This is a genomic window from Streptomyces sp. NBC_00029, assembly GCF_045160505.1.
Taxonomy (GTDB): Bacteria; Actinomycetota; Actinomycetes; order Streptomycetales; family Streptomycetaceae; genus Streptomyces.
Map to the genome: position 1 here is coordinate 8059810 of NZ_CP108292.1, position 22431 is coordinate 8082240.

22 protein-coding genes are annotated in these 22431 nt (G+C 71.2%); 5 read left to right on the forward strand and 17 right to left on the reverse strand.

Features of this window, described 5'->3' with window-relative positions; genetic code table 11:
• Window positions 1-57 precede the first annotated feature (57 nt).
• A complete protein-coding gene (locus OG753_RS37055; RefSeq protein WP_189744317.1) occupies window positions 58-255 on the forward strand; it encodes a hypothetical protein in 198 nt (65 codons plus the stop codon).
• Window positions 256-407: 152 nt separating this feature from the next.
• A complete protein-coding gene (locus OG753_RS37060; RefSeq protein ID WP_405791827.1) occupies window positions 408-869 on the forward strand; it encodes a hypothetical protein in 462 nt (153 codons plus the stop codon).
• Between the two features lie 279 nt (window positions 870-1148).
• Here the strand turns inward: OG753_RS37060 and OG753_RS37065 are convergent, their stop codons facing one another.
• The 14 genes from OG753_RS37065 to OG753_RS37130 all read right to left on the reverse strand — a co-directional run bounded on the left by OG753_RS37065 (window position 1149) and on the right by OG753_RS37130 (window position 17870).
• Window positions 1149-2558: an FAD-binding oxidoreductase gene (locus OG753_RS37065; RefSeq protein ID WP_405791829.1), complete on the reverse strand. Its 1410-nt coding sequence runs from the start codon at window positions 2556-2558 to the stop codon at window positions 1149-1151.
• Window positions 2555-2878: a hypothetical protein gene (locus tag OG753_RS37070; protein WP_327266145.1), complete on the reverse strand. Its 324-nt coding sequence runs from the start codon at window positions 2876-2878 to the stop codon at window positions 2555-2557. Before OG753_RS37070 ends, OG753_RS37065 begins: the two co-directional genes overlap by 4 nt.
• Window positions 2875-3243 carry a cupin domain-containing protein gene (locus tag OG753_RS37075; RefSeq protein WP_327266146.1) on the reverse strand — a complete coding sequence of 123 codons (369 nt, stop codon included), beginning with the start codon at window positions 3241-3243 and terminating at the stop codon, window positions 2875-2877. The genes OG753_RS37070 and OG753_RS37075 overlap by 4 nt, the downstream gene beginning before the upstream one ends.
• A 168-nt stretch (window positions 3244-3411) precedes the next feature.
• Window positions 3412-4179 carry a response regulator transcription factor gene (locus tag OG753_RS37080; RefSeq protein ID WP_327266147.1) on the reverse strand — a complete coding sequence of 256 codons (768 nt, stop codon included), beginning with the start codon at window positions 4177-4179 and terminating at the stop codon, window positions 3412-3414.
• Between the two features lie 195 nt (window positions 4180-4374).
• Complete coding sequence (gene tsrT, locus OG753_RS37085; protein ID WP_327266148.1) at window positions 4375-6099, reverse strand: tryptophan 2-C-methyltransferase; 1725 nt, start codon at window positions 6097-6099, stop codon at window positions 4375-4377.
• 40 nt (window positions 6100-6139) lie between these two features.
• The gene (locus tag OG753_RS37090; protein ID WP_405791832.1) at window positions 6140-7354 is read right to left on the reverse strand and encodes an acyl-CoA dehydrogenase family protein; all 1215 of its coding nucleotides are present in this window, start codon (window positions 7352-7354) and stop codon (window positions 6140-6142) included.
• A 32-nt stretch (window positions 7355-7386) separates the two neighbouring features.
• Entirely contained in the window at window positions 7387-8601 is a 1215-nt protein-coding gene (locus OG753_RS37095) for an acyl-CoA dehydrogenase family protein (protein ID WP_327266150.1), read from the reverse strand.
• 65 nt (window positions 8602-8666) lie between these two features.
• Entirely contained in the window at window positions 8667-9983 is a 1317-nt protein-coding gene (locus tag OG753_RS37100; RefSeq protein WP_405791834.1) for an ATP-grasp domain-containing protein, read from the reverse strand.
• Window positions 9983-11263, reverse strand: a complete 1281-nt coding sequence (locus OG753_RS37105; protein ID WP_327266152.1) for a SidA/IucD/PvdA family monooxygenase — start codon at window positions 11261-11263, stop codon at window positions 9983-9985. The genes OG753_RS37100 and OG753_RS37105 overlap by 1 nt, the downstream gene beginning before the upstream one ends.
• Window positions 11260-12570 carry an ATP-grasp domain-containing protein gene (locus OG753_RS37110; protein WP_327266153.1) on the reverse strand — a complete coding sequence of 437 codons (1311 nt, stop codon included), beginning with the start codon at window positions 12568-12570 and terminating at the stop codon, window positions 11260-11262. Before OG753_RS37110 ends, OG753_RS37105 begins: the two co-directional genes overlap by 4 nt.
• A complete protein-coding gene (locus tag OG753_RS37115) occupies window positions 12567-13934 on the reverse strand; it encodes an MFS transporter (RefSeq protein ID WP_405791837.1) in 1368 nt (455 codons plus the stop codon). The genes OG753_RS37110 and OG753_RS37115 overlap by 4 nt, the downstream gene beginning before the upstream one ends.
• Window positions 13931-14998 (reverse strand): FAD-dependent oxidoreductase, encoded by a 1068-nt coding sequence (locus tag OG753_RS37120; protein WP_327266155.1) that lies wholly within the window; start codon window positions 14996-14998, stop codon window positions 13931-13933. Before OG753_RS37120 ends, OG753_RS37115 begins: the two co-directional genes overlap by 4 nt.
• Complete coding sequence (locus OG753_RS37125) at window positions 14995-16530, reverse strand: class I tRNA ligase family protein (RefSeq protein ID WP_405791839.1); 1536 nt, start codon at window positions 16528-16530, stop codon at window positions 14995-14997. Before OG753_RS37125 ends, OG753_RS37120 begins: the two co-directional genes overlap by 4 nt.
• A complete protein-coding gene (locus tag OG753_RS37130; protein WP_405791841.1) occupies window positions 16530-17870 on the reverse strand; it encodes a lysine N(6)-hydroxylase/L-ornithine N(5)-oxygenase family protein in 1341 nt (446 codons plus the stop codon). Before OG753_RS37130 ends, OG753_RS37125 begins: the two co-directional genes overlap by 1 nt.
• A 324-nt stretch (window positions 17871-18194) precedes the next feature.
• On the opposite strand from OG753_RS37130, the gene OG753_RS37135 reads away from it, so the two are divergent.
• Window positions 18195-18434 (forward strand): chaplin, encoded by a 240-nt coding sequence (locus OG753_RS37135; protein WP_327266158.1) that lies wholly within the window; start codon window positions 18195-18197, stop codon window positions 18432-18434.
• Between the two features lie 66 nt (window positions 18435-18500).
• Here the strand turns inward: OG753_RS37135 and OG753_RS37140 are convergent, their stop codons facing one another.
• The 3 genes from OG753_RS37140 to OG753_RS37150 form a co-directional block, all read right to left on the reverse strand.
• Window positions 18501-19241: a carbonic anhydrase gene (locus OG753_RS37140; RefSeq protein WP_327266159.1), complete on the reverse strand. Its 741-nt coding sequence runs from the start codon at window positions 19239-19241 to the stop codon at window positions 18501-18503.
• Window positions 19242-19358: 117 nt separating this feature from the next.
• Window positions 19359-19745 carry a PadR family transcriptional regulator gene (locus tag OG753_RS37145; RefSeq protein WP_405791844.1) on the reverse strand — a complete coding sequence of 129 codons (387 nt, stop codon included), beginning with the start codon at window positions 19743-19745 and terminating at the stop codon, window positions 19359-19361.
• A 46-nt stretch (window positions 19746-19791) separates the two neighbouring features.
• On the reverse strand, window positions 19792-20172 hold the full coding sequence (locus OG753_RS37150; protein ID WP_405791846.1) for an ATP-binding protein: 381 nt from the start codon (window positions 20170-20172) through the stop codon (window positions 19792-19794).
• A 153-nt stretch (window positions 20173-20325) separates the two neighbouring features.
• Between OG753_RS37150 and OG753_RS37155 the strand changes: the two genes are divergently transcribed.
• Both OG753_RS37155 and OG753_RS37160 read left to right on the forward strand, forming a co-directional pair.
• Window positions 20326-20976 (forward strand): hypothetical protein, encoded by a 651-nt coding sequence (locus tag OG753_RS37155; protein ID WP_405791848.1) that lies wholly within the window; start codon window positions 20326-20328, stop codon window positions 20974-20976.
• Window positions 20977-21105: 129 nt separating this feature from the next.
• The gene (locus OG753_RS37160; protein ID WP_405791850.1) at window positions 21106-22431 is read left to right on the forward strand and encodes an MFS transporter; all 1326 of its coding nucleotides are present in this window, start codon (window positions 21106-21108) and stop codon (window positions 22429-22431) included.

Here is a 22431-nt window from a genome sequence, read left to right on the forward strand (position 1 = left end):
CCCGGCCCCCGTACGCCCGCACCCGATGCCTTCGATCCGAGAGGAGTGAGTGCTCCCATGCGCTACGAATTCCGCATCTCGGGGGTCGTACCGGACACACTCGCCGCGAGCTTTCCCGAGCTCGACCGGATTCCCGTCCCCGAGCAGACGCTGCTGTTCGGCAGCGTGGCGGACGAGGCCCACCTGTACGGGCTTCTCACCCGCTTCCAGTCCCTGGGCCTGCGGGTGCTCGAAATGCGCCGGCTGCCGGCCTGAGCGAGGACGGGCAGCCGGCGCGAAGACCACCCGCTTCGGGTGATCACAGCCACCGGCCCGCCGGACGAGACTGCGATGTGGGCACCGAAGCCTGTGACCGACGAGCGAGCAGGACGGTCCTGCGCTGTACCGCCAACTGTGAGGTGAATTCCATGGGCCAGCCGACACCGACCGGGGGTAACTGGAACACCGGCCCCGCGCCGGGCAACACGCCGCCGTACCCGAGCGGCGACGGCCAGGGCGCCGGGAACGTGGGCACGATGTTCGCCGCGGTCCTCCTCCTGGTGACCGGATGCCTCGCGGTGTTCCAGGGCATCGCGGCCATCGCCAACGACGATGTGTACGCCCGCATCGGCAGCTACGTCTTCGAATTCGACCTGACGGCGTGGGGGTGGATCCACCTCATCATCGGAATCCTCGTCGTCCTCACCGGAGTGGGCCTCTTCGCCGGCTCCAACGTGGCCAGGGGCGCGGGCATCGCCCTCGCCGCCATCAGCGTGATCCTCAACTTCATGTGGCTGCCGTACCAGCCCTGGTGGTCGATCATCATCATCGCGATCGACGTGTTCATCATCTGGGCCCTGTGCACGAGTTGGACGCACGAGACCGAGTGACGCACAGCGCCCGCAACATCGGCGGCACCCGATCCGGAGACGGCTCGGGTGCCGCTGCGTTGCGCCGACGGTCCCGCTACGCGTACACCGGGAAGGACTTCGAGCTCCGGGACGCGCTTGTTCTGCAGCGGAACACAGGCCGCCCGGCCGGCCTGTCGGGTCCGCCGTACGGGGCCGACCACCCCTGCCGCAGGGGCAGGAGCTGGGACGACTCCTCGGGCGGGGCTCCGGAGGACGAGCGGCAGCGGCACGCTGACCGACACCGCCCGCAAGGACACCTCAGGTTCCGACGGCCTGCCCGAAGGTGAAGAAGCCGTCCGGGTCCACCCGTTTCTTGATCTCGACGAGCCGCGGGTAGTTGGCGCCGTAGTACGCCGTCCGCCAGTCCTCCAGATCCGGGTCGATGAAGTTCTGGTACGCCCCCTCGCCCACGTACGGCGCCATCGCCTCCCGCAGCTCCGTCAGCCAGCGGAGGTTCGCCTCCACGATGGCGGCCCCGTCCTGCTCGGACCAGGAGGTGTCCATGCTGACCAGGCTCAGCGCGTCGCGGTGGACGAACGCGGTGTCGCCCGGCGCCACCCGGTTGATCGCGCCGCCCCAGGTGTAGAGGGCCAGGCCGCAGCCGTCCGGGTTGCCGCTGCCGGGGCGGCGTCCCAGCAGGGAGAGGACGGTGGAGAGGGCCTCGGCGGGCAACGGCTCGGTGGCGAACCGCGTCCGTACCGCGAACGCCCCGGCGGAGGTCTCGTGCAGCAGATAGTCCTTGGCCTCCCAGAACGTGCGGTCGGCGATGTCCTCGCGCACCGGACGGGTCGCCGCGAGGGCCGGGGCGAGCAGCTCGCGCAGCTCGCCGGCCGGGCCCAGGTGCAGAGCGACGGCCGACACCGTGGCCCCGGGCCCGTCCGCGGCGCTCACGCCGAGCCTCAGCGAGAACTCGTCCGGTGCCTTCCGCGCGATCTCCTGCATCACCGTGAAGACCTCCGGTGCGTCCGCCCCGTCCCAGAGCAGCAGGCAGGTGGATACGTCGCGGACCGGGCTCGCCCGGAAGGTGAAGGACAGGTTGATGCCGAAGTTGCCGCCGCCGCCCCCGCGGCAGGCCCAGTACAGGTCGGGGTTCTCCTCGGCGTCACAGGTCAGCAGTTGCCCGTCCGCCGTCATCAGCGTGGTGCGCACGAGCGCGTCCGCCGTGAGGCCGAGCTTGCGCGAGGTGGAGGAGGAGCCCCCGCCGAGCGTGAGGCCGGCGATGCCGACGGACGCGCCGTTGCCCAGCGCGAATGCCATCTCGTGGGGCTGGACCGCGGCGCACACGTCCGCCATCAGCGCCCCGCCCGCGGCCGTGACCAGCCCGGTGGATCCGTCGGCGGTCACCGTGTTCAGGGCGCGGAGGTCGAGGACCAGGCCGGTGTGGGCCGAGTATCCGGCGTAGCTGTGCCCGCCGCTGCGCGCGACGAGGCCGATGCCGCTCTCGCGTGCCCACTCGACGGCGCGGCGCACATCGGCGGTGTTCGCCACCGACAGCACACCGCTCGGTGTGGTGCTCGCGTACCGCTTGTTGAACGGGGCTCCGGCCGAACGGAATCCGGTGTCGCCGGGGCGTAGCACGCGGCCGGTCACGGCCCGCTCCAGTCGTCGCCAGTCGCTGTCGGACGCGCCCTGTGCCGCGCCCGTGCGCGCGCCCGGGTCCGGGCTCACCGGACCTCCTCGATGTAGGAGATCCCGGTCGCGGCGTGCGGGCCGTAGCGCTCCCACTCCTCACGCAGCAACAGGCGTCCGTCCTCGGCCACTTCGGGTGTGTTGACGGTGCGGCCGCAGACGACCTCGCCCGTCGCGAAGACGATGGTGTAGCCCATGGAGAGGGTGCCGTCCGCCTCGCAGGTACCCACGGTCCAGCCGCGGCGCACCTCGCCGCCGACGACCTCGCCCCACACCAGGTCGCCCTGCTGGTGGTAGACGGCGACGGTCCGGATGTCGCCCTTGGGCTTGCGGAACCTCCGCCCGTCGTAGTTGATCACGGGGCCGCCTCCGGCTGGCGGGCGAGGAAGTCGGCCGACATGTCCGGGCCCCACCAGATCGCGTAGTAGGAGAAGTCCTCGTCGTGCTCGTTGACGATGTGGTGCTCCACCCCGCCCCGCATGAGCGCGATGTCCCCGGCGGCGAGCGCGTGCCGCCGGTCGTCACAGACGACCTCGGCGCGGCCGGACATGACGATGAACATCTCGCGTTCGTGGTGGGCGTGGGAACCCGTCACATCGCCGGGGCGCAGCACGCACCAGGCTCCGCGAAAGGGGGTGTCCAGTCCGGGCCACGGGTGGAGCAGTTTCAGATCCAGCCCGTGGTCCCGGACCAGGTTTTCCGGCTCACTTCTCCGAATGGTCACATCGGATTGTTCCTGGTCGGTCAACGTCCCACTCCGATCGACGTCCCTCATATTCACGGCGGCGCGTGACGTCGTTCAGGCTAGAAGGCCGAGACTCCCTGTCGACAGGGGAATTGTTCCCTTGTCGAACGGGAATTGCCGGTACGGGAATGATCGCCGATCAGTGGATCAGCCGTGCCCGAGACCGGCATCCCGGGCGAGCACGATGGCCTGCGAGCGATCGGCCACACCGAGCTTGCCGAATATCACCGAGACACGGTTGCTCACCGTCTTCGAGGCGAGCACGAGCTCGCGGGCGATGGTGGTATTCGACTTGCCCGCGGCGATGCGTTCCAGCACGTCCCGTTCCCGGTTGGTCAGTTGCGGGAACGGATAGTAATACTGCTGCCCGGACGTCGCGCGCATCAGTGCGCCCAACCGCCCGGCGATCGACTTGTCGATGATGGCCTCGCCGGCCGCCACGGCCTGGATCCCTCGCAGGATCTGGTCCGCGTCGGCCCGTTTGAACAGGTAGCCCCGTGCGCCCGCCTGGAGCGCCGAGGTGATGGCCTGGTCGTCGTCCACGGCGCTGAAGACGAGGATGCCCGTATCGGGCCATAATCGCAGTACCTCGGGAATGACCTTCGCCCCGGCCGCCCCGTCCATCTGCGGGTCGAGCACGAGGACGGCGGGCCGGCACCGGCACATCTCCTCGATCACCTCGTCCGCCGTCGAGGCCTCTCCGACGACCGCAATGCCCCCGGACCGTTCGAGAACGGAACGGACACCGTGGCGAATTGCCGGCTGGGCGTCGGCGAGGACGACGGAAACCGAGGTGGGGACCCGGCGGACGACCGGGAAGTCCTGGTCGGGCCGGAGCGGCGCACCCTCTCTTCGTGTATCGGCTTGTGGCGAGAGTGGCCACAGTAATCTCATGGTGGTTGATTTCTGGTTCATTCGTACCTTCCCCCCACTCGATGGTGCAAGGCGGGCCAGACGGCCGACCGGTACCCAGAATGGTGCAGAGGTCCAGCCCACCGCAACGGTGAGGAGTGCGAGAAGAACTGCGATAGTTATACCTGTGAGAGCATCGCTATTCGCGGCTTATTCGGCGGGCTTCGCACATGCACCGACAATTGAAATCGAGCAATCTCAAGCGCCCACTGATCCGACCGCTCCGACATCCTGCGCGCGGCGCAGGATTGCCTCCCGGTCGCGCCAGTGCGCCCAGAATGCGCCGGTGTATCCGAGCCCTCCCAGACTGGTCAGGAAGGGATTGTCCGCATAGTTGTTGTCGTGCTCGCTGGAGCCGGCCAGCGTCGGCAGCATCACCCGGTGGTGGTCGGACGGGTCGACGAGCTCCCACAGGAGATCCACGGACCGGCTCCAGCGTCCGGAGGGATCGGCGACCGTACCGGTGTCCTCCAGCAGATCCGGCGAGAAGTAGCAGACCAGACGGAAGTTGCCCGACTCGTCGAACATGAACTGCCGCTCGTACTCCACAGGCCCGGAACACCGGGACAGCGGCTTCAGCACGATCGGCCCGGTGGCCGTGTTGGACTGCAGCCCCGGCACCGTCCGCACCCCGTCGCACCGCTCGGCCATCGCGATGCCCAGCGGAGTGTGGGGGAAGAGCCGGAGCCCCAGCGAGAAGCCGGTCACGGTGGCGTCCAGTGCCATGAACGCGTCTACGCATTCGCGCATGGTCTGCGGCGTCTCGCCGGGCATTCCGAAGAGCGCCTCGACCATGGTCAGCATGCCGTTGGCGTGGCAGAGCCGCACCAGCCGCTCGGTGTCCGCGAAGCTGTAGTAGGTGGTGCCCTTCTCCGTGATCTTCCAGCCGCTCAGCATGTCGGCGCGCACGTGGTCCGAGCCGACGTTCACCCCGCGACAGCCGGCCGCCGCGAGCAGCTCGGCGAACTCTTCGTCGAACGGGGAGGGCTGGCAGTAGACCCACAGCCGCAACGCGTTCAGCGGATTGCCCGCGTCGGCGTGCTTGCGCCGGACGATCTCGCGCAGCAGGTTCTTGGCGTGGGATATGGACAGGTTGAACTCGCTGTCGGTGGTGTGCTGGTCGAGGATCCCCTGCGCGGCCAGGGACTGCATCTCGTCGACTACGGCCGCGACGTCGCGCCGGCCCGTCCGGATGCCCTTGGCGTCCGGCTCCACGCAGTGCGAACAACGGTAGGTGCAGCCGTTCTTGGTGAGGATCCCGGCCAGCCCGCCGCGCTGGTAGTACAGCAGGTTGTCCACCTTGAGCGGCGCCCCGGAGCGGCGGACGTACGTCCCGGAGCGGTCCACCTGCCAGCTCCGGTCCTCGAACTGCCCGGCGGGCAGCGGCGCCGCCACCGTACGGCGCCCCGCCGCGGTGAGCGCGGGCGGCGGCACCCTGGTCACTCCCTCCGGGGTGTTGCGGATGAGCCCGCTCACCGTGTCCGTGCCGCGTCCGGTGACCAGCGCGTCGGCGAGGTCGCAGATGATCTGCTCACCGGGCCCCTTGACGCCGAAATCGATGCCGAAGTAGTCGACCAGCGCGAAGGGCATGGACGAGAATCCGATGCCGCCGCCGACGATCGGCGCATCGGTCAGCCGTCTGATCTCGGTGATGATCTCCTTGTGCTCGCCGACGAAAGGGCGCTGCTCGAAGGCGTAGACGGTGTCGGTATTGCGGATGGTGACACCGACCAGCACCGGACTGCGCGCTCCGAAGTACTCGGAGAGGCAGGACTTCCAGTCCTCCCGGTGGAACGTGAGGTCGACCACCTCGACCTCGAAGTCGGCGGCCTCCAACGAGGTCGTGAGCACATCGAGCGCGTAGGGCGCGATCGGTGGGTGCACCTTGTTGGGATTGACCAAAAGCACCAGGCCTCGGCCCATCGGACTTTCTCCCCCCTGGCCTGCACGCAGGCGAATCGCGTTATCTGACGATGCCGAGGCAGATGCCGAACTCGGGCTTCCCGCCCAGCAGATAGGCGCCGGCCGACTGCAGGATGCGGTCCTGTGCGGTGGCGTGCTGGCACATCGTGGTGGTGTCGCGCATCCAGCGGTCCATCGGCGACGACTGGTGGATCGACCAGGTCTGGAGCAGGTCGCAGAGCCGGCCGACGATCGACCGCGACGTGCGGAAGGCGTGCACCCAGGCGATCGGCGACGCCGCCCGTTCCTCGGGCGTGAGGTCGTCCAGGGTGCCCCCGGCGGCCAGCACCTCCCACTGGCGGCGCTGGCTCGCGTACACCGCGCTGCGGGTCGCGAGGAAGTCCGCCTCGCACTCGGCGAGCGTGGTCTGGGCCCGGAAGTGGTCCTTCCACGCCACCCCGGTCATCCGGTCGACCCGGGTCCGGGCGATCTCCCGGGCGTGGTCCAGAGCGGCCCTGGCCACCCCGAGCGCCACGCCGCACATACTGCGCGTGAAGGCGTCCGGCTGGGCGAGCGGACCGGGCCGGCCGCGTACCCTGCCGAAGCTGTAGGTGTGCTCCTCGGGTACGAAGACATCGGTCATCGTGTAGTCGCAACTGCCGGTGCCGCGCATGCCCATGGTGTGCCAGTTGTCGATGACCTCCACCTGCGACCGCTCGACCAGGAACTGCCGCGACTCGTGCGGATTGCTGCCGTCCGGGCTCGCATACGGCTTGCCGTCCTCGAAGACGAACGCACCGGAGGTCACCCGGTCGCAATGGGTGATCCCGCTGCCGAACGACCAGCGGCCGGAGAGCCGGAACCCGCCCGGCACCCGCTCGGCGTGCCCCGTCGGCTGCAGCAGCCCGGCCGTGATCGTGTCCGGGGTCGGGAAGACCTCCTTGGCCACCGTCTCGTCGAGGAAGGCGCTGAAGATGCCACTGCTCGCGCCCATCACCGAACACCAGGCCGCGGAGGCGTCCCCGTACGCCAGCGTCTCGACGACCTCGGTCTGCTCCATCGTGGTCAGCGCCAGGCCGCCCAGCTCACGGCCGAAGGCCATCCGGAACACCCCGGCGTCGCGCAGCATGTCCACCACGTCCGCCGGCAGCCGCCGAGCCTCCTCGATCTGCGCCGACCGCTCCCGAAGCAGCGGCGCCAGCTCCTTCGCACGGGCCAGCAGCTCCGCCGCACTGGCGGCGGGAACCTCGGCCCCCGGGGTCCGGGTCGTGGTCATGTGATCGCCTTTCATCAGGGAGCGTCCCGGGCCTACTTGACGATGCCGAGGCTCATCCGGAACTTGGGCGGCCGGCCCAGCAGGTAGGCGCCGCCGGATTCGAGGATCAGGTCCGAGGCCGCGACGTGCTGGCACATGGTCGCGGTGTCGCGCATCCAGCGGTCCATCGGCGAGGACCGGTTGATCGACCAGGCCTGCAGCAGGTCGTAGAGCCGGTTCACGATCGCCCGCGAGGTACGGAAGGCGTGCACCCAGGCCAGCGAGGACGCGGCCCGCTCGGTGGCCGAGAGATCGTCCAGCGTGCCGCCTCCGGCCAGCACGTCCCAGTGTCGCTGCGAGCTGCTGTGGACGCCGCTGCGTGCGGCGTTGAACTCCGCCTCGCACTCGGCGAGGGTGACCTGCACACGGAAGGTGTCCGCCCACACCGTGTTCGTCATCCTGTCCACCCGGGTGAGCGCGGTCTCCCGGGCGTGGTCCAGAGCGGCCCTGGCCACCCCGAGCGGCACCGCGCACAGGCTGCGCATGAACGAGTCGGGCTGGGCGATCGGAGTGTCCGTGCGGCCCCGCACCTTGTAGAAGGTGTAGGTGTGCTCCTCGGGCACGAACACGTCGGTGATCGTGTAGTCGCTGCTCCCGCTGCCGCACAGGCCCGTGGTGTCCCAGTTCCCGACGACCCCGACCTCGTGGGCCGGCACCAGGAACTGGCGCGACGCGTGCGCGTTGCTGCCGTCCGGGCTCGCCCACGGCTCGCCGTCCTGGTAGATGAACGCCCCGGAGGTCACCCAGTCGGCATGGGTGATCCCGCTCCCGAACGACCACCGGCCCGTCAGCCGGAAACCCCCGGGAACGCGTTCCGCGTGTCCGGCCGGCGCGATCAACCCGGCGGTGATCATGTCCAGGCTCGGGAACACTTCCTTGACCACGGCAGGATCCAGGAAGTTGCTGATCGCGCCGGTCATCGCGCCGATCGCCGCGCACCAGCCGGCCGAGGCGTCCCCGTAGGCCAGCGTCTCCACGACCTCGGCCTGCTGCACCGACGTCAGTTCGGGACCGCCCCACTCCGGACCGAAGCACATCCGGAACACTCCGGTGTCGCGCAGCATGTCCACGACGTCGGCCGGGAGCTGTCGGGCCTGCTCGATCTCCGCCGACCGCTCCCGCAGCCGCGGAGCCAGCGCCCTGGCCCGCTCCAGGATCTCCGCCGCGGTGGTGGGTGCTTCCGTGCCCGGGTTCCGGGTCGTGCTCATGTGTTCCCCCTCGGGTGATGGTGTGCCGTGTGGCGCCGCGGTCCCTCGCGTCCTCGCGGTGCCGGTCATTCGTCCACGTCGAGCAGTCCGGCGGGCATCGCGAACGGGGCGTCCGGATCGGGCGGGCCGATCGGCCCGGCAGCCACCTCGACCAGTCCCGCGGCCGTGTCCAGCCGGTCGAGGCAGGTCCGGGTGTCGTCGGCCTCGCACACCACGAAGGAGTGGCGCGCCAGATAGCCGCCCGGAGGCAGCCGCAGGGTGGTGCCCGGCTCGGCCATCGGCGCCGCGGCGACCAGGCCGGGGGCCCCGGCCGGTACGCGAACCGAGCGCAGCACGCAGTCCCGCTCCGGGTAGCCGAACCGGATGCCGGCCACCGCCCGCCGGGTGGGTCTGGTGTCGGGCCGCTGCCCGGTCGCCACGTCGAACAGCACCTCACCCGGCTCGATGCCGGTGGCGGTCCTGCCGAGGAACGGGATCAGGTCTCCGCCCAGGCGGCCGTTGATCTCGATGACGAGGGGACCGCGCGGGGTCAGCCGCAGTTCGCTGTGGGTGATGCCGTCCTCGATGCCGAGCGCCCGGTGGGCGCGGGCCAGGGTGCTCATCAGCTCCTGATCGGCCATCAGCGGGTCGGCCGCGTCGACCAGGTGCCCGACCTCCTCGAAGTACGGCTGGTCGCTGCTGTGCTTGCGGGCGAGGAACATCGGAAGGTACTCGCCCTTGTGGACGGCGCCGTCGACGCTGATCTCCGGGCCGGGGGCGTACCCCTCGACCATGGCGCTCGCGCGGTAGGGCCCGGGATCGACCTCGCTCGCGGCCAGGGCGATCCGGAAGGCCGCCTCCACCTCGGCCGCGTCGGCCGCGAACACGACACCGATGCTCGCACCCATCGCCCGGGGCTTGACCACGACCGGATATCCGATCCGGTCCGCCGCCGCCCTGGCCTGTCCGGGCGTGGTCGTCAGCTCGAAGCCCGGCTGGTAGAGGCCCGCGGCGGTGAGCTCGGCCCTGGTGCGCCGCTTGTCGCGGCAGCCGCGCACGCCCGGTACGGACAGACCCGGCACCCCGAACTCGGCCGCGAGCAGCCCGGCGTCCAGGACGAGCGGCTCGTCCCAGCACATCAGTCCGACGATGCGGCGCCGGCCGGCCACCTCACGGGCCGCAGCGGCCATCGCCCCGGAGTCGAAGACGTTGGCGACGATGATCTCGTCGAAGTAGTCGCGCTGCCAGGTGGGCTTCAGGTTGTTGAGCAGCACCATGTCCAGCCCCGCGGCCCGGGCGCGCCGGCGGATCGGCGCGATCAGGTACTCCCGGTACACCTTCAGCCCGCTGCCGATGACCAGCAGGGTGTCGTTGCCGCCCGTGCCACCCCGGCCGGTGCCCATCACACCCTCCCGGAGCCGGCGTCGGCGCGGCGGGTGAGGAGGTCGGTGAGGATGTCGTGGGAGCGGTGGGCGAGGACGCTGATGAGGGAGTCGGCGATGCCGTGGGTCTCTTCGTTGACGCCTTGGAGGTAGACGGCGCCCCAGGCGGATTCGCCGAGGTCCACCCGGTAGTTGCGGCTGACGGTGACCTCGTCCAGGCCGACCCGGGCGGCCAGCTCCCGTACGAGCGCCGGCTTGCGGGCGTCGAAACCGGTCCCCAGCACCACCAGGTCGCAGCGCAGCGGCTCGACCTTGCCGCTCAGCCGGTCCCGCAGATCGAGAACGACCTCCCCGCCCTCGGTCCGCGCACCCGCCACCTCGGTCATCGCGCGCACCTCGGAGCGCTGCGGCCCCACCATCTTCTGGCGGTACAGCATCGTGTAGAGCTCGTCCAGGAAGGGCGGTGCGAGCCCGGCGTAGTTCGTGAACCGCATTTCGTCCAGGAGCTGTGCACGGACCTCGGCCGGGCTGTCGTAGAACTCGTCGACGAAGGACGGGTAGAACAGCTCGTTCACGAACTTGCTCGACTGGTAGTTCTGCAGCCCGATCGAGCGCACCACCATGGTGATCCGGCTCGCCGGCAGGTTCTCGTGCAGCGCGAAGAACATCTCCGCGGCGCTCTGCGCGCCACCCACCACCACGACGCGGACCGGTTCGTCCTTCGGTATCTGTGTGATGCGGGTCCGGTACTGGGCGCTGTGGATCAGGCGGTCCGCGGGGAGGCCGGCGAAGACCTCGGGAACCCGGGGGTCGCGGCCGCCGCCGATGACGAGGTCGCGGCAGCGGATGGTGTCCCCGTCGGTGAGCCGTACGCTCCAGCCGGTCAGGGAGCCGTCGGCGCCGTGCACGGGATCGACCCGGGAGGCGCGGGCGTCGTAGCGGATCCGCACCTTTTCCAGGGAGGCGGCTACCCACTGGAGGTAGTCGGAGAACTCCCACCGGAAGGGGTGGAAGGTCCCCAGATTCACGAATTCGTCCAGCCTCCCCTGCGCATGCAGGAAGTTGAGGAAGGAGAACTTGCTGCTCGGATTGCGCAGTGTCACCAGGTCCTTGAGGAAGGACACCTGGCTGCGCGCCCAGGGCATCAGCAGATCGCGCTGCCATTTGATGTCCGGTCCCTGCTCCAGCAGCAGTGTGCCGTCCGCCAGTTCGGCCGGTCCCGACTCCTCGATGGCCACCGCCAATGCCAGATTGGCCGGACCCGCACCGATCGCCAGAACACCGACTTCCCGATCAGTCACTCTTCCCCCTCGATATCGATTCGGACCATGCCGGCGGCGGCCTCGGCCCGCCGGAGCGCCTCGGCCGGGCTGTCCGCGGTGGCCATGACGATCCCCGCCCGGTGCCAGGAGTGGCGCAGCTCCGCGACCGGGTGGCCCGGCTCCACGGTGACCGCGGCCAGGAACACGCCGTCCGCCCGCCGGGCGGCCTCCACACCGTGCACGGCGGCCACCCGGCCCGGTGCGGCCGCGAGGAACCGCACGGCCGCACCGCCCTTGGCGCGCCGGGGCAGCCCGCCCGGCAGCGCCTCGCCCTTCAGTACCGCGTAGTAGCTGCGCAACAGCTCCACCGGATAGGCGAGTTGGATCGTGTCGAGGATGCCCCCACCGGGCAGTCGCCCCGCACACTCCACGAGGTACGGAACACCGTCGGAGACGATCCACTCACCGTGGACGAACCCGTCGCGGAATCCGACGGCCTCGACCAGGAGCGCGGTCCGCGCACCGAGCAGCCGCGCGAGTTCGTCCGGGATGTCGGCCGGCACGACGTGCGCCAGCTCCACCGGATGGGGCCCCGGGAACAGCTGCTTGCCCGTGACGTTGACGAACAGTGCGACGCCGTCCCGCACCAGCATCTCGACGCTGTACTCGGGCCCCTCGACGTACTGTTCGGCCAGCATGGCCAGCGCCATGGGCCGGTCGGGCACGAAAACGCCCTCGTCCTGGACGAGGCAGTCCGCCCACGCCCCTTCGACCTCGGCCGCGTCACGGATCACCCTGGTGCCCACCGATGCCTGACGGTTCGCCGGCTTGAGCACGACGGGCCCCGGCCGGCCGCGCAGGAAGGCCCGTACGTCGTCCGGACCCCGGACCGGGACACTCACCGGGTTCGCGATGCCCGCGGCCGCGCTGACCTGCCGCAGCAGCGCCTTGTCACGCAGGATCTGCGCGGCGCCGAGGCCTGCGCCCGGCAGGCCGTAGCGTTCCGCGAGCCGGGCGGCGAACGGGGTCGCGTACTCGATGGCGGGGACGACCGCGGCGGGGTCGAGTCCGGGATGGGCGTTGAAGAACTCGTCGGCCTTCCCCGCCAGGTGGTACTCCCACTCGATGAGGCCTCGGACGAACGCCACCCCCTCGAGCTGCTCGTGCACCCGCCGCTTGCGGACGACGTCCGGCTCCTCGACGTAGATCACCGAGTCGTCCGGCTGGAACGCCCCGATCGCGGCGAGGGTGACGCCCACGAACCCGACCACCAGGACCGGCCTGCCCGCTCCGGCCACCGCCGCAGGCCGTACTCCGGGCCCGGCCCCCGGACCCTGCCCGGTCACGAGGCACCCCCGACGACTTCAGGCTTTCCGGCGGAGTCCGGCTCGGGGTCCGTCACGGCGACCGGTTCGGGCGGCCGTCTCACGCCCGCCAGGGCGAGCAGTCCGGCGACGGCCGTGACCACACCGCACAGCACCCAGAAACCGCTCCCGAGCCGGCTCCAGGCGTAGACCCCGAACAGCGGGGCGAGGGCCCCGGCCGCGCCGCCCACCGCCTGCATCGTGCCGATGTAGCGGGCCTTCACCGTGGAAGGGAACGTCGCGGGGTGGGCGAACATGCTCGGAGCGGCGATCATGATGCCCGCCACGACCAGCACCGCGCCCGCGATCGTGAACGCCCCGGACCGGGAGGACAGTGCGTACACGGCGAGTCCGACGGCTTCCACCAGGTGGCCGGTGATCACGCGGACGTGCTTGGGCAGCCGGCTCAGGTACGCGGTGATCTTGAGCTCGCACGTGATGAGCACGACGGAGGACACCGTGAGCACCGTGCTGTAGAAGCTGGTCGGGTAATCGCTGGCGGCGAGCTCCAGCGGCAGGGCGATATGGCCCTGGGCGTAGGTGAGCGAGCCGAGCAGGACGGCGGCCAGGTAGGAGAGGTACTTGCGGTCGCGCAGCATCGCGGCGTAGCCCGAGGCGGCGGGCCCGGCGGGCCCGGCGGGCCCGGCCGGCTCGCCACCGTCGGCCGGGGCCTCGGCCGCGGCTGTCGCCGCTGTCGCCGCCCCGGCGGAGGAGTCCTGCCCGTCCTCGTCCCCGGCCCCCTCCGGCGTGGTCTTCCGCGGCAGCAGGACGAAGGCCAGCAGGGCGTAGACCAGCGCGGTACCGCCGTCGATCCAGAACAGCAGGTCCCAGTCGACCAGGATGAGTCCCGCGGCGATCAGCGGCGCCAGCGCCGCGCCCATGTTCAGCGCGATGCGCATCATCGAGAACGCCATCACCTGGTACCGGTCCGGCATCAGGTCGCTCAGCATCACGGCGGCCGCCGGCCGGTAGGCCTGGGTGAACAGGCCCGCGAGCCCGACGACGACGAGCAGCGGCCACAGCATCCCCGGCCCGCTCAGCCACGAGATCGCCGCCACCAGCGGGGCGGAGCCGGCCATCGCCGTCACGATCGTGGCCCGCGGACCGAACCGCTGCGTGAACTCCGCGCCCAGCATCGTTCCGAAGATCGACCCTGCGCTGTAGGCGACGAGGGTCAGACCCGCCGCGGCGACCGACATGCCGCGGAAGGTCAGGTACAGCACGAGGAACGTCTGGACGAACGCGCCGAGCTGGTTGACCAGCACGCCGCCGAGGAGATACCGCACCGGCGTCGGGGTCGCCCTCAGCGCCTCGAACACGCCGATCGGGGTTTCCTCCTTCTTCATGCCGCTCCCTTCATCAAGGCATCGACGATCCGCCCCGCGACGAGCGGAGCCTGGCTGAACCCGGAGCCGCCGCAGGCCGCCCGTGACCACACGGCGGGACCCACGCGGGCCAGAACCGCGCCACCGGTGTCCGCGGCGCACGCGTAGTGGCACTCCTTGACCGCCGCCACCGTGTAGCGCTCCAGCCCGGACAGCGGCGCCGCCCGCGCCAGCCGCTCCACCCAGGGCGCCTGGTCCTCGCGCGTACTTCCCGACGTACTGGGCACTTCCCGGGCGACGGCATCGGAGCTGATCTTCAGGAGCGCGCCCCCTCCGGGCGGCATCGCCCACGCCCGCCCGTCCGCGCCGATGCCGCCCGCGGCGGGCGCCGTCCGCCACCACCGCGCCGCATCCGCGGGCGGCCGCAGGTAGACCATGGTCTGGCGGTGCAGGACGACCTGATGCTCCACCAGATCCCGGGTCCACGGCCCGGCCGCGACCAGCACCAGATCGGCCCCGAGCTTCTCACCGCCGGCCAGCAGCACGTGAGCGCAGTCCACGTCGATCCGGACGACCGGGCTGTACGGCCGCACGCTCACCGCGGGATGCCCGGTGAGCCACCGGACCGCGGCCCGCAGCACCCGGTCCGCCAGCAGCACCCCGCCGTCGGCCTCCAGCACCGCGGCCGAGCCGGCGGGGAACGCCAGGTGCGGCAGCCGCTGGGGCTCCACCGTCCGTACGGGCACACCCGCGGCGGCGGCCGCCGCGGTCACCGAGGCCAGCTGTTCCCGGGGCCGAGCCGTGACCACCCCCACACGCCGGTAGAACCCGGCCCCCAGCAGGGCCTCCAGCTCGAGCCACCGCCGGTGGGCGGCGACCATCCGCCCGGTGGCGTCCGCGTCGTCCGCGCTGAGAGTACGGATGACCCGGTGCTGGTCGGACGAACTCGACCCCGGATTGGGGACCGGGCCCCGGTCCAGCAGGGTCACCCGGTGGCCCGCCCGCGCGCATTCCACCGCGGTCAGCAGCCCGGTGACGCCCGCTCCCACCACGATCACCTGCCGGGAGGCGGCGGCCGCCCTCACGTTCCCGTCTCCGCCAGCCGCGGCAACCGTACGGGCGTGACCCGCGTGGCGTACGACCGGGCGGGGACAGTCCGGTCCGGCAGGGCCACCCCGGCCAGGTCGATCAGCACCGGCGCCGCGCAGCGCAGGAACACCTCCACCTCGTGGCAGAAGTCGCCCGCGTCGCCCGGACCCACCTCCCACCGGTCCAGCCGCGCCAGCTGCTCGGACAGGGTGAAGGCCACCGAGGTCAGGCTGAACCGGCGCACGTCGTAGGCGGCGGAGAATCGTTCCAGCATCAGTCCGGCGGCCACCCTGGACCGCTCGGACACCGGCAGCGGCCCACGGCCCGCCCACGCGGCGGCCTTGTCCGCCACCCGGTTCCAGGGCCGCACGAGCCGGGTGCCCGTCACGTGCTCCAGGGCAGCGCGGCCGAAGTTGGTGCGCTGGAAGTCCGGGCCGGTCACGGCGAGGTAGAAGCGGATGAGATCCCTCGGCACCTCGGCGGCCAGTTCCCGCCCCGTGACGACATGGCCGCGGCTGGTGGAGAACTTGTCGTGGTCCAGCTCGTAGAACTCGTTCGTGACGAAGTGCTCGGGCAGCGTGTAGCCGCCCAGCGCCAGCAGCATCGCGGCCCCGACCACCGCGAAGGCGAAACCGGCGTCGGAGCCGAAGAAGTACGCCACCTGCGTGCCGGCATCGGAGAACCACAGCTCGTCGTCGGCGGCCGGCACCGCCCCGCGCTGCTCCGCCGCGAGCGCGGTGCAGTGCATGCTCCAGGCGATGGCCTCGGCATCCGCGTAGATCACCTGGCCGGCGACCTCCGGGAACGGCGCGGGGATGCCCCAGGAGATCGGCAGGGTGACGGGATAGTCCGGGAGCGGCCGGGACAGGATCTCCTCGATCATCTGGGCCAGGCGCGGCCGCATCGTCGCACTGCGCCCGGCGAAGTACTCCACGAGCGCGTCGCGATGGTCCTCCAGGGGGAGCACCAGGACCTGCTGCTCCCGCAGTTCGACCGGATCGTCGGGGTCCAGGGTCGAGCGCGGTGCGATGAGGTCGGCGGATGCGATCCAGTGGCCGCAGTTCTCGCACAGCCCGGCGCAGCCGTCGGCGAGGCACACCGGGCAGCCGCCGCGCACGTAGGCGTCGGTGAGGTACTCGCCCGTGCGCGGAGCGTACGGGAACCTCACGGCCTGGAGCCGGAGCCTGCCCGCGCCGTGCAGGCGTTCGAAGAAGTGCCGGACCGTCTTCACGTACCGGTCGTCGAACCGCACGAACCCGTCCGGTTCAATGCCGACGGCCGTCAGGGTCTCCTCCACCTGCGCGGCCGAGCGGACGCGCAGCTCCTCGGGCGGCACGCCCAGTCTCCGGGCGGTGGTCACGATGTAGTTCTGCGTGAAGTGCACGCCCGTGCCGAACAGCACGTCCTGGCCGGCGGAACGCGCGTACCTCGCACAGACGTCCGCCGCGAGGAACGGGCCGGCCAGGTGGCCCAGGTGCAGATCGCCGTTCGCGGTGGGGCCGGGGGCGATCACCAACGTCCGCTTCATCACGCGCTCCTGTACTCGGTGACCGCGGCGGCGACGGCCCGGCCGTCGGTGCTGCCGGTGCTGTCGGTTCGGTCCGTGCTGTCGGCGCGGCGGGTGAGGAGGTCGGTGAGGATGTCGTGGGAGCGGTGGGCGAGGACGCTGATGAGGGAGTCGGCGATGCCGTGGGTCTCTTCGTTGACGCCTTGGAGGTAGACGGCGCCCCAGGCGGATTCGCCGAGGTCCACCCGGTAGTTGCGGCTGACGGTGACCTCGTCCAGGCCGACCCGGGCGGCCAGCTCCCGTACGAGCGCCGGCTTGCGGGCGTCGAAACCGGTCCCCAGCACCACCAGGTCGCAGCGCAGCGGCTCGACCTTGCCGCTCAGCCGGTCCCGCAGGTCGAGAACGACCTCCCCGCCCTCGGTCCGCGCACCCGCCACCTCGGTCATCGCGCGCACCTCGGAGCGCTGCGGCCCCACCATCTTCTGGCGGTACAGCATCGTGTAGAGCTCGTCCAGGAAGGGCGGTGCGAGCCCGGCGTAGTTCGTGAACCGCATTTCGTCCAGGAGCTGTGCACGGACCTCGGCCGGGCTGTCGTAGAACTCGTCGACGAAGGACGGGTAGAACAGCTCGTTCACGAACTTGCTCGACTGGTAGTTCTGCAGCCCGATCGAGCGCACCACCATGGTGATCCGGCTCGCCGGCAGGTTCTCGTGCAGCGCGAAGAACATCTCCGCGGCGCTCTGCGCGCCACCGATCACCACGACGCGGACCGGTTCGTCCTTCGGTATCTGTGTGATGCGGGTCCGGTACTGGGCGCTGTGGATCAGGCGGTCCGCGGGGAGGCCGGCGAAGACCTCGGGAACCCGGGGGTCGCGGCCGCCGCCGATGACGAGGTCGCGGCAGCGGATGGTGTCCCCGTCGGTGAGCCGCACGCTCCAGCCGGTCAGGGAGCCGTCGGCGCCGTGCACGGGATCGACCCGGGAGGCGCGGGCGTCGTAGCGGATCCGCACCTTTTCCAGGGAGGCCGCGACCCATTGGAGGTAGTCGGAGAACTCCCACCGGAAGGGGTGGAAGGTCCCCAGATTCACGAACTCGTCCAGCCTCCCCTGCGCATGAAGGAAGTTGAGGAAGGAGAACTTGCTGCTCGGATTGCGCAGTGTCACCAGGTCCTTGAGGAAGGACACCTGGCTGCGCGCCCAGGGCATCAGCAGATCGCGCTGCCATTTGATGTCCGGCCCCTGCTCCAGCAGCAGTGTGCCGTCCGCCAGTTCGGCCGGTCCCGACTCCTCGATGGCCACCGCCAATGCCAGATTGGCCGGACCCGCACCGATCGCCAGAACACCGACTTCCCGATCAGCCACACTTCCCCCTCGAACACAGAGATCCGACTCGCGGACGGGCAGTAGCGAGGCTAGATTTCCGCCGTTCCCGATCGATAGGGGAACTTGTCCCGTCGGCTGGGGAATCTCGGGCCGGGAAGCGGCACTGACCGGGGAACCGGTCGGGTGGTCCGACAAATGGGGGGCCGGGTACCCCCAAACGGAGGGTGCGGTGACACCCCTTCGAGGGAACCGGGCAGCTCGAACCGGGCCGGAAGGCCGTCAGCTGCCGAAGGAAAGGGCGACGGCCCCGCTCGGGGCCGTGCGGTGCTCCGGCATCGCTGTGCGGTTACAAGGAGATGTCACGTGTCGCGTGTTCTGAAGAGTGCGGGCCTTGCCCTGGTGCTGGGCCTGGCGGTCATCGGCGGTGCGTCCTCGGCGTCGGCGGACGCCACCGCGGAGGGCATCGCGGCCGGCTCGCCCGGTGTGCTTTCGGGCAACCTGATCCAGATCCCGGTCCACATCCCGATCAACCTGTGCGGCAACAGCATCAACGTGATCGGCGCGCTCAACCCGGCTGCCGGCAACGTCTGCGTCAACGCCTGAAGCTCGTGAAGCGCGGCTCATCCCGGTCGGAAGGTCGACCGGGATGGGCCCGCGCCCGGGCCGCCGTCAGGTCAGGGTGCGTACGTGCTGGTCGCGCAGCTCGTAGCGGGCGGCGTGCACGGCCAGTTCGCCCGTCGCCACCCTCCGCGCGAGGTCGGGCTCGGCCGCCAGTCTGCGCCGTACGTTGAGCACATGGGCGTTGATCGTCGCGTCGACGCGGGCCTCGCCCTGCGTGCTGCGGTCGATGGAAGGCCGTATCTGATCGGCCAGGTACTGGACATGAGCGGGGAGCGGTTCGCCCGTCCCGTCGGCGCGGACCGCCGCGGTGACCGCCCCGCACGACTGGTGCGCCAGGACGAGCACCAGCGGTACGCGCAGCTCCAGAACCCCGTACGCGATGCTCCCCAGCACGGCCTCGTCTAGCACCTCACCCGCCGACCGGACCGTCAGCAGATCACCCAGCCCCTGGTCGAAGACCAGTTCCGGCGGAACCCGCGAATCGATGCAGCCCAGCACGATCGCGAAGGGCTGCTGGCCGTGGGCGAGCCGGCGGCGCAGGGACGCGGACTCGTGCGGGTGCTCCTGTCCCTGGGTCCTCCACCGCCGGTTGCCGGCCACCAGCCGGCTCAAGGCCTGCGCGGGGGTGCTCACGCGCTCGGCGCCCTCCTGGTCCCATGAGGTGGCGAGAGCGGGAAAGGCCGCACCGAGGGTCAGACCCGCTCCGGCGGCCGCCGTACCCGCAACGGCGGTGCGCAGCAGGGCGCGTCGGCTGCTCCGAGCCGGTGCGGTTCGTGTGTTCGAAGACATGGCCGGACCGTAACCCGCTCTTCCCGTAAGGGAGTTGATCAGGCGGGCACAATGGCGTGATCCGCTCGCGGGCGGGCCTGATGGGGGCGGGATCTTCTCAGCATGCGGGCGCCGGGGTCAGGGAGCGCCTTCCGTGCCCGTGGGCCGCGCCGGAAGAGTGTCGCCGTCGGCCTGCCCGGCGCCGATCCGGGAGGCGAGTCGCCGGGTCGCGGCCTGCGCGCCCGATGCCATCCGCCGGGCCTCCGCCTCGAGTGCCGCTTCGCCGCGGCCGGTCAGGCGGTAGTACTTGCGAAGCCGGCCCCGGTGGGTCTCCTCGCGGTCGAGCTCGATGGCTCCCTCGGCCGTCAGCCGGTCCAGCACCCCGTAGAGCGTCCCGATGCGCAGCTGCACCTGCCCTTCGGACAGGGCGGTGGTCTCCCGGACGATGCCGTAGCCGTGCCGGGGCTCGTCGGCCAGCGCGGTCAGTACGTAGAACGCCGTACGCGTCATCTCTCGCGGGGCCATGAAGCCAGCATATCCTGACAATCAGGATATATTGGATGCATCTCGGTCAGGCGGCGGCCTGTGCCTGCAGGGCCGGGTGCCAGACGGCCCGTACGGACTTCCCGGACCGGTGGGGCCGTACGGTCACGGACGAGGCCAGCTGCTGCACGATGCCCCAGCCGAACCCGCCCCCGTTCTCGGCGTCGCCCGGCCGCGGCGCCGGGAGGGTACGGCTGCCGTCGTGGACCTCCACCACGAGGCCCTCCTGCCGGCACGACATCCTCAGCAGCCAGGCGCCCTCCGTGTGGCGGACGGCATTGCCCAGCAGCTCGCTCACCACGAGCAGCACATCGTGCACGTCGGCCCACGGACACCTCGCCTGCAGGAAGCGCCGTGCGGCGCGCCGGGCCAGCGCGGTGTTCGTGCGGGAGGAGTCGAGGACGAGCATGGCAAGAGGCTCCTGCTCAGGAGGGAACGGTCGGAGGCGGGCCGAAGGGCCGTACACCAGGTTCCCAGCGGCCGAGCCGGTAGGGCCATCGGCATTTCGGCCGACCCGGGCCCACGTGCGAGGCTTGCCCCGCACCCGGGAGGAGACCACACCATGCACACGCCGAGCCGGCCCGAAGACCTCGAACACCCCGAACTGCTGTGGGCCAGGGCGGTGACGATGGCGGTGGTGGACACCGCCTGTTCCACCGGCACCGAGTTCGCCCTGGACGACGACGGTCTGTGGTGCCACTCCACCGGTGGCGACGGCTGGTGGCGCCTGACCGTACTGGACGGGGGACACGCGGTGTTCTGCGGCCAGGACCCCGACGGCAGCCACACCCACGTCGACGGCGAGCAGATCGACTTCCTCGCGGACGGACCCGACTGGCTGCCCTGGGACCTCCTGCGGGACGACGCCGCGGGCAACCTCTTCGGCTTCGTCTACTGGTGGCAGGACGGTGCCTGGCACCGCATCCCGTACCCGGCCGAGCTGCAGGAGGACGGACTGGAGGGGGCCGCCGCCTGGGTCGGCGCGGACGAGGAGGAGTTCCTCGGACTGACCGTGTCCTCGTTCGACGTGCCGGGCAGGATTCCCGCGAGCCTGACCGGGGCCGTCGCCCGGTTCGCGGCGCTCGCGCGGGAACGCAAGGCCGACGCGGCCGCCGTGGCGGCCCTGTTGGCGGCGGGCCACACCGAGGGGCGGCCCGCCCCGCGCCTCGACGCGGCACTCGACCTCGCCACCCGCGCGGGCATCCTCGCGTAGGGACCGTCGGACCGCCGGTCCCCGTGGCGTGACGGGAAGCACCCGGCATGACCGGGGACCGGGGGACCGGCGTACGGCAGATGGCGGACGGCACTTGTGGAGCCGCGCTGCGGTCAGCACGCTTGATCCATGACCACTCCCGCCCCCGGTCCGGTGCGGCCTCCTGCGACGGCCCGGCCGGACGAAGCACGCCGGGCGCTGGTGGCGGGATCCGTGGGCAACTTCATCGAGTGGTACGAGTTCGGGATCTACGGCTACTTCGCCACCGTCATCGCGGCGCAGTTCTTCACCCCGGAGGGCGGCAGCGCGGTGGAGGGGCTCGTCAAGGCGTACGCGTCGTTCGCCCTGGCCTTCTTCTTCCGTCCGGTCGGCGCCGCGGTGTTCGGGCGGTTCGGTGACCGGGTGGGCCGGCGGCCCGCGCTGGTCCTGGTCGTCTGTCTGATGACCGGTGCCACGGCGATGATCGGCGCGCTGCCGACGTACGCCTCGATCGGCGCGGCCGCGCCGTGGCTCCTGACGCTGCTGAGGATCCTGCAAGGGCTTTCGGCGGGCGGGGAGTTCGGCGGGGCGGTCTCGGTCATGACGGAGTGCGCGCCACCGGGCCGCCGGGGCCTGTACGGAGCCTGGCAGTCCTTCACGGTCGCGCTCGGCCTGCTCGCGGGCGCCGGTGTGGCCGTGGTCCTGGCGAGCGTACTCACCACCTCGCAGCTGCACGGGTGGGGCTGGCGGGTGCCCTTCCTGCTGACCCTGCCGCTCGGGCTCGTCGCGCTGCGGCTGCGGTTGCGGCTGCCCCCGGACGAGCCGCCGGCCCCGGCGCGGCCCGCCCTCACGGCGCCCGCCCTTGTGTCCGGGCGTCGTTCGGCGGAGACGGTCCGGGCCGTGGCGTCGGGCATCGGGCGGATGATGGGCTGGTCGGCGGCCGGATACACCTTCCTGGTGGTCCTGCCCTCCTACCTGCAGAGCACGCTCGGCACCACCTTCCAGCAGGCACTGCTGGGCACCGTCCTGGCGAACCTGGGGTTCGCCGCGTCGATCCTGCCCGCCGGCGGGCTCAGCGACCGGATCGGGCGACGGGCGGTGATGGTGGCGGGGGCCCTGCTGGTGGCCGTGCTCGCGCTCCCGCTGCTGCACGTGGTGCAGGACCCCGACGGGTCGCCGTACGCCAAGGGAGCGGCGCTGTTCGCCGCCGGGGCCTGCGTCGGCCTGATGGCGGGTCCGGGACCCGCGATGCTGGCCGAGATGTTCCCGGCCAGGGTGCGCTGCACCGGGCTCGGGCTGGCGTACGCCCTGTCCAACGCCGTGTTCGCCGGCTGTGCGGGACTGATCATCACCGAGGTGGCCGAGCGGACCGGGGACGTCGACGTCCCCGGCTACTACGCCGCTGCGACCTGCGCGGTGAGCGTCGCCGCACTGCTGACGCTGCGCGGGGACGACCACGAGCGGGCGCTGCGGTGA

Coding starts and splice junctions, on each gene's coding strand:
- OG753_RS37150 (WP_405791846.1), bottom strand. CDS start 20,172: ATGCTCGTCCTCGACTCCTCCCGCACGAACACCGCGCTGGCCCGGCGC.
- tsrT (WP_327266148.1), bottom strand. CDS start 6,099: ATGGGCCGAGGCCTGGTGCTTTTGGTCAATCCCAACAAGGTGCACCCA.
- OG753_RS37145 (WP_405791844.1), bottom strand. CDS start 19,745: ATGGCCCCGCGAGAGATGACGCGTACGGCGTTCTACGTACTGACCGCG.
- OG753_RS37090 (WP_405791832.1), bottom strand. CDS start 7,354: ATGACCACGACCCGGACCCCGGGGGCCGAGGTTCCCGCCGCCAGTGCG.
- OG753_RS37155 (WP_405791848.1), top strand. CDS start 20,326: ATGCACACGCCGAGCCGGCCCGAAGACCTCGAACACCCCGAACTGCTG.
- OG753_RS37115 (WP_405791837.1), bottom strand. CDS start 13,934: ATGAAGAAGGAGGAAACCCCGATCGGCGTGTTCGAGGCGCTGAGGGCG.
- OG753_RS37125 (WP_405791839.1), bottom strand. CDS start 16,530: ATGAAGCGGACGTTGGTGATCGCCCCCGGCCCCACCGCGAACGGCGAT.
- OG753_RS37060 (WP_405791827.1), top strand. CDS start 408: ATGGGCCAGCCGACACCGACCGGGGGTAACTGGAACACCGGCCCCGCG.
- OG753_RS37140 (WP_327266159.1), bottom strand. CDS start 19,241: ATGTCTTCGAACACACGAACCGCACCGGCTCGGAGCAGCCGACGCGCC.
- OG753_RS37095 (WP_327266150.1), bottom strand. CDS start 8,601: ATGAGCACGACCCGGAACCCGGGCACGGAAGCACCCACCACCGCGGCG.
- OG753_RS37160 (WP_405791850.1), top strand. CDS start 21,106: ATGACCACTCCCGCCCCCGGTCCGGTGCGGCCTCCTGCGACGGCCCGG.
- OG753_RS37080 (WP_327266147.1), bottom strand. CDS start 4,179: ATGAACCAGAAATCAACCACCATGAGATTACTGTGGCCACTCTCGCCA.
- OG753_RS37100 (WP_405791834.1), bottom strand. CDS start 9,983: ATGGGCACCGGCCGGGGTGGCACGGGCGGCAACGACACCCTGCTGGTC.
- OG753_RS37055 (WP_189744317.1), top strand. CDS start 58: ATGCGCTACGAATTCCGCATCTCGGGGGTCGTACCGGACACACTCGCC.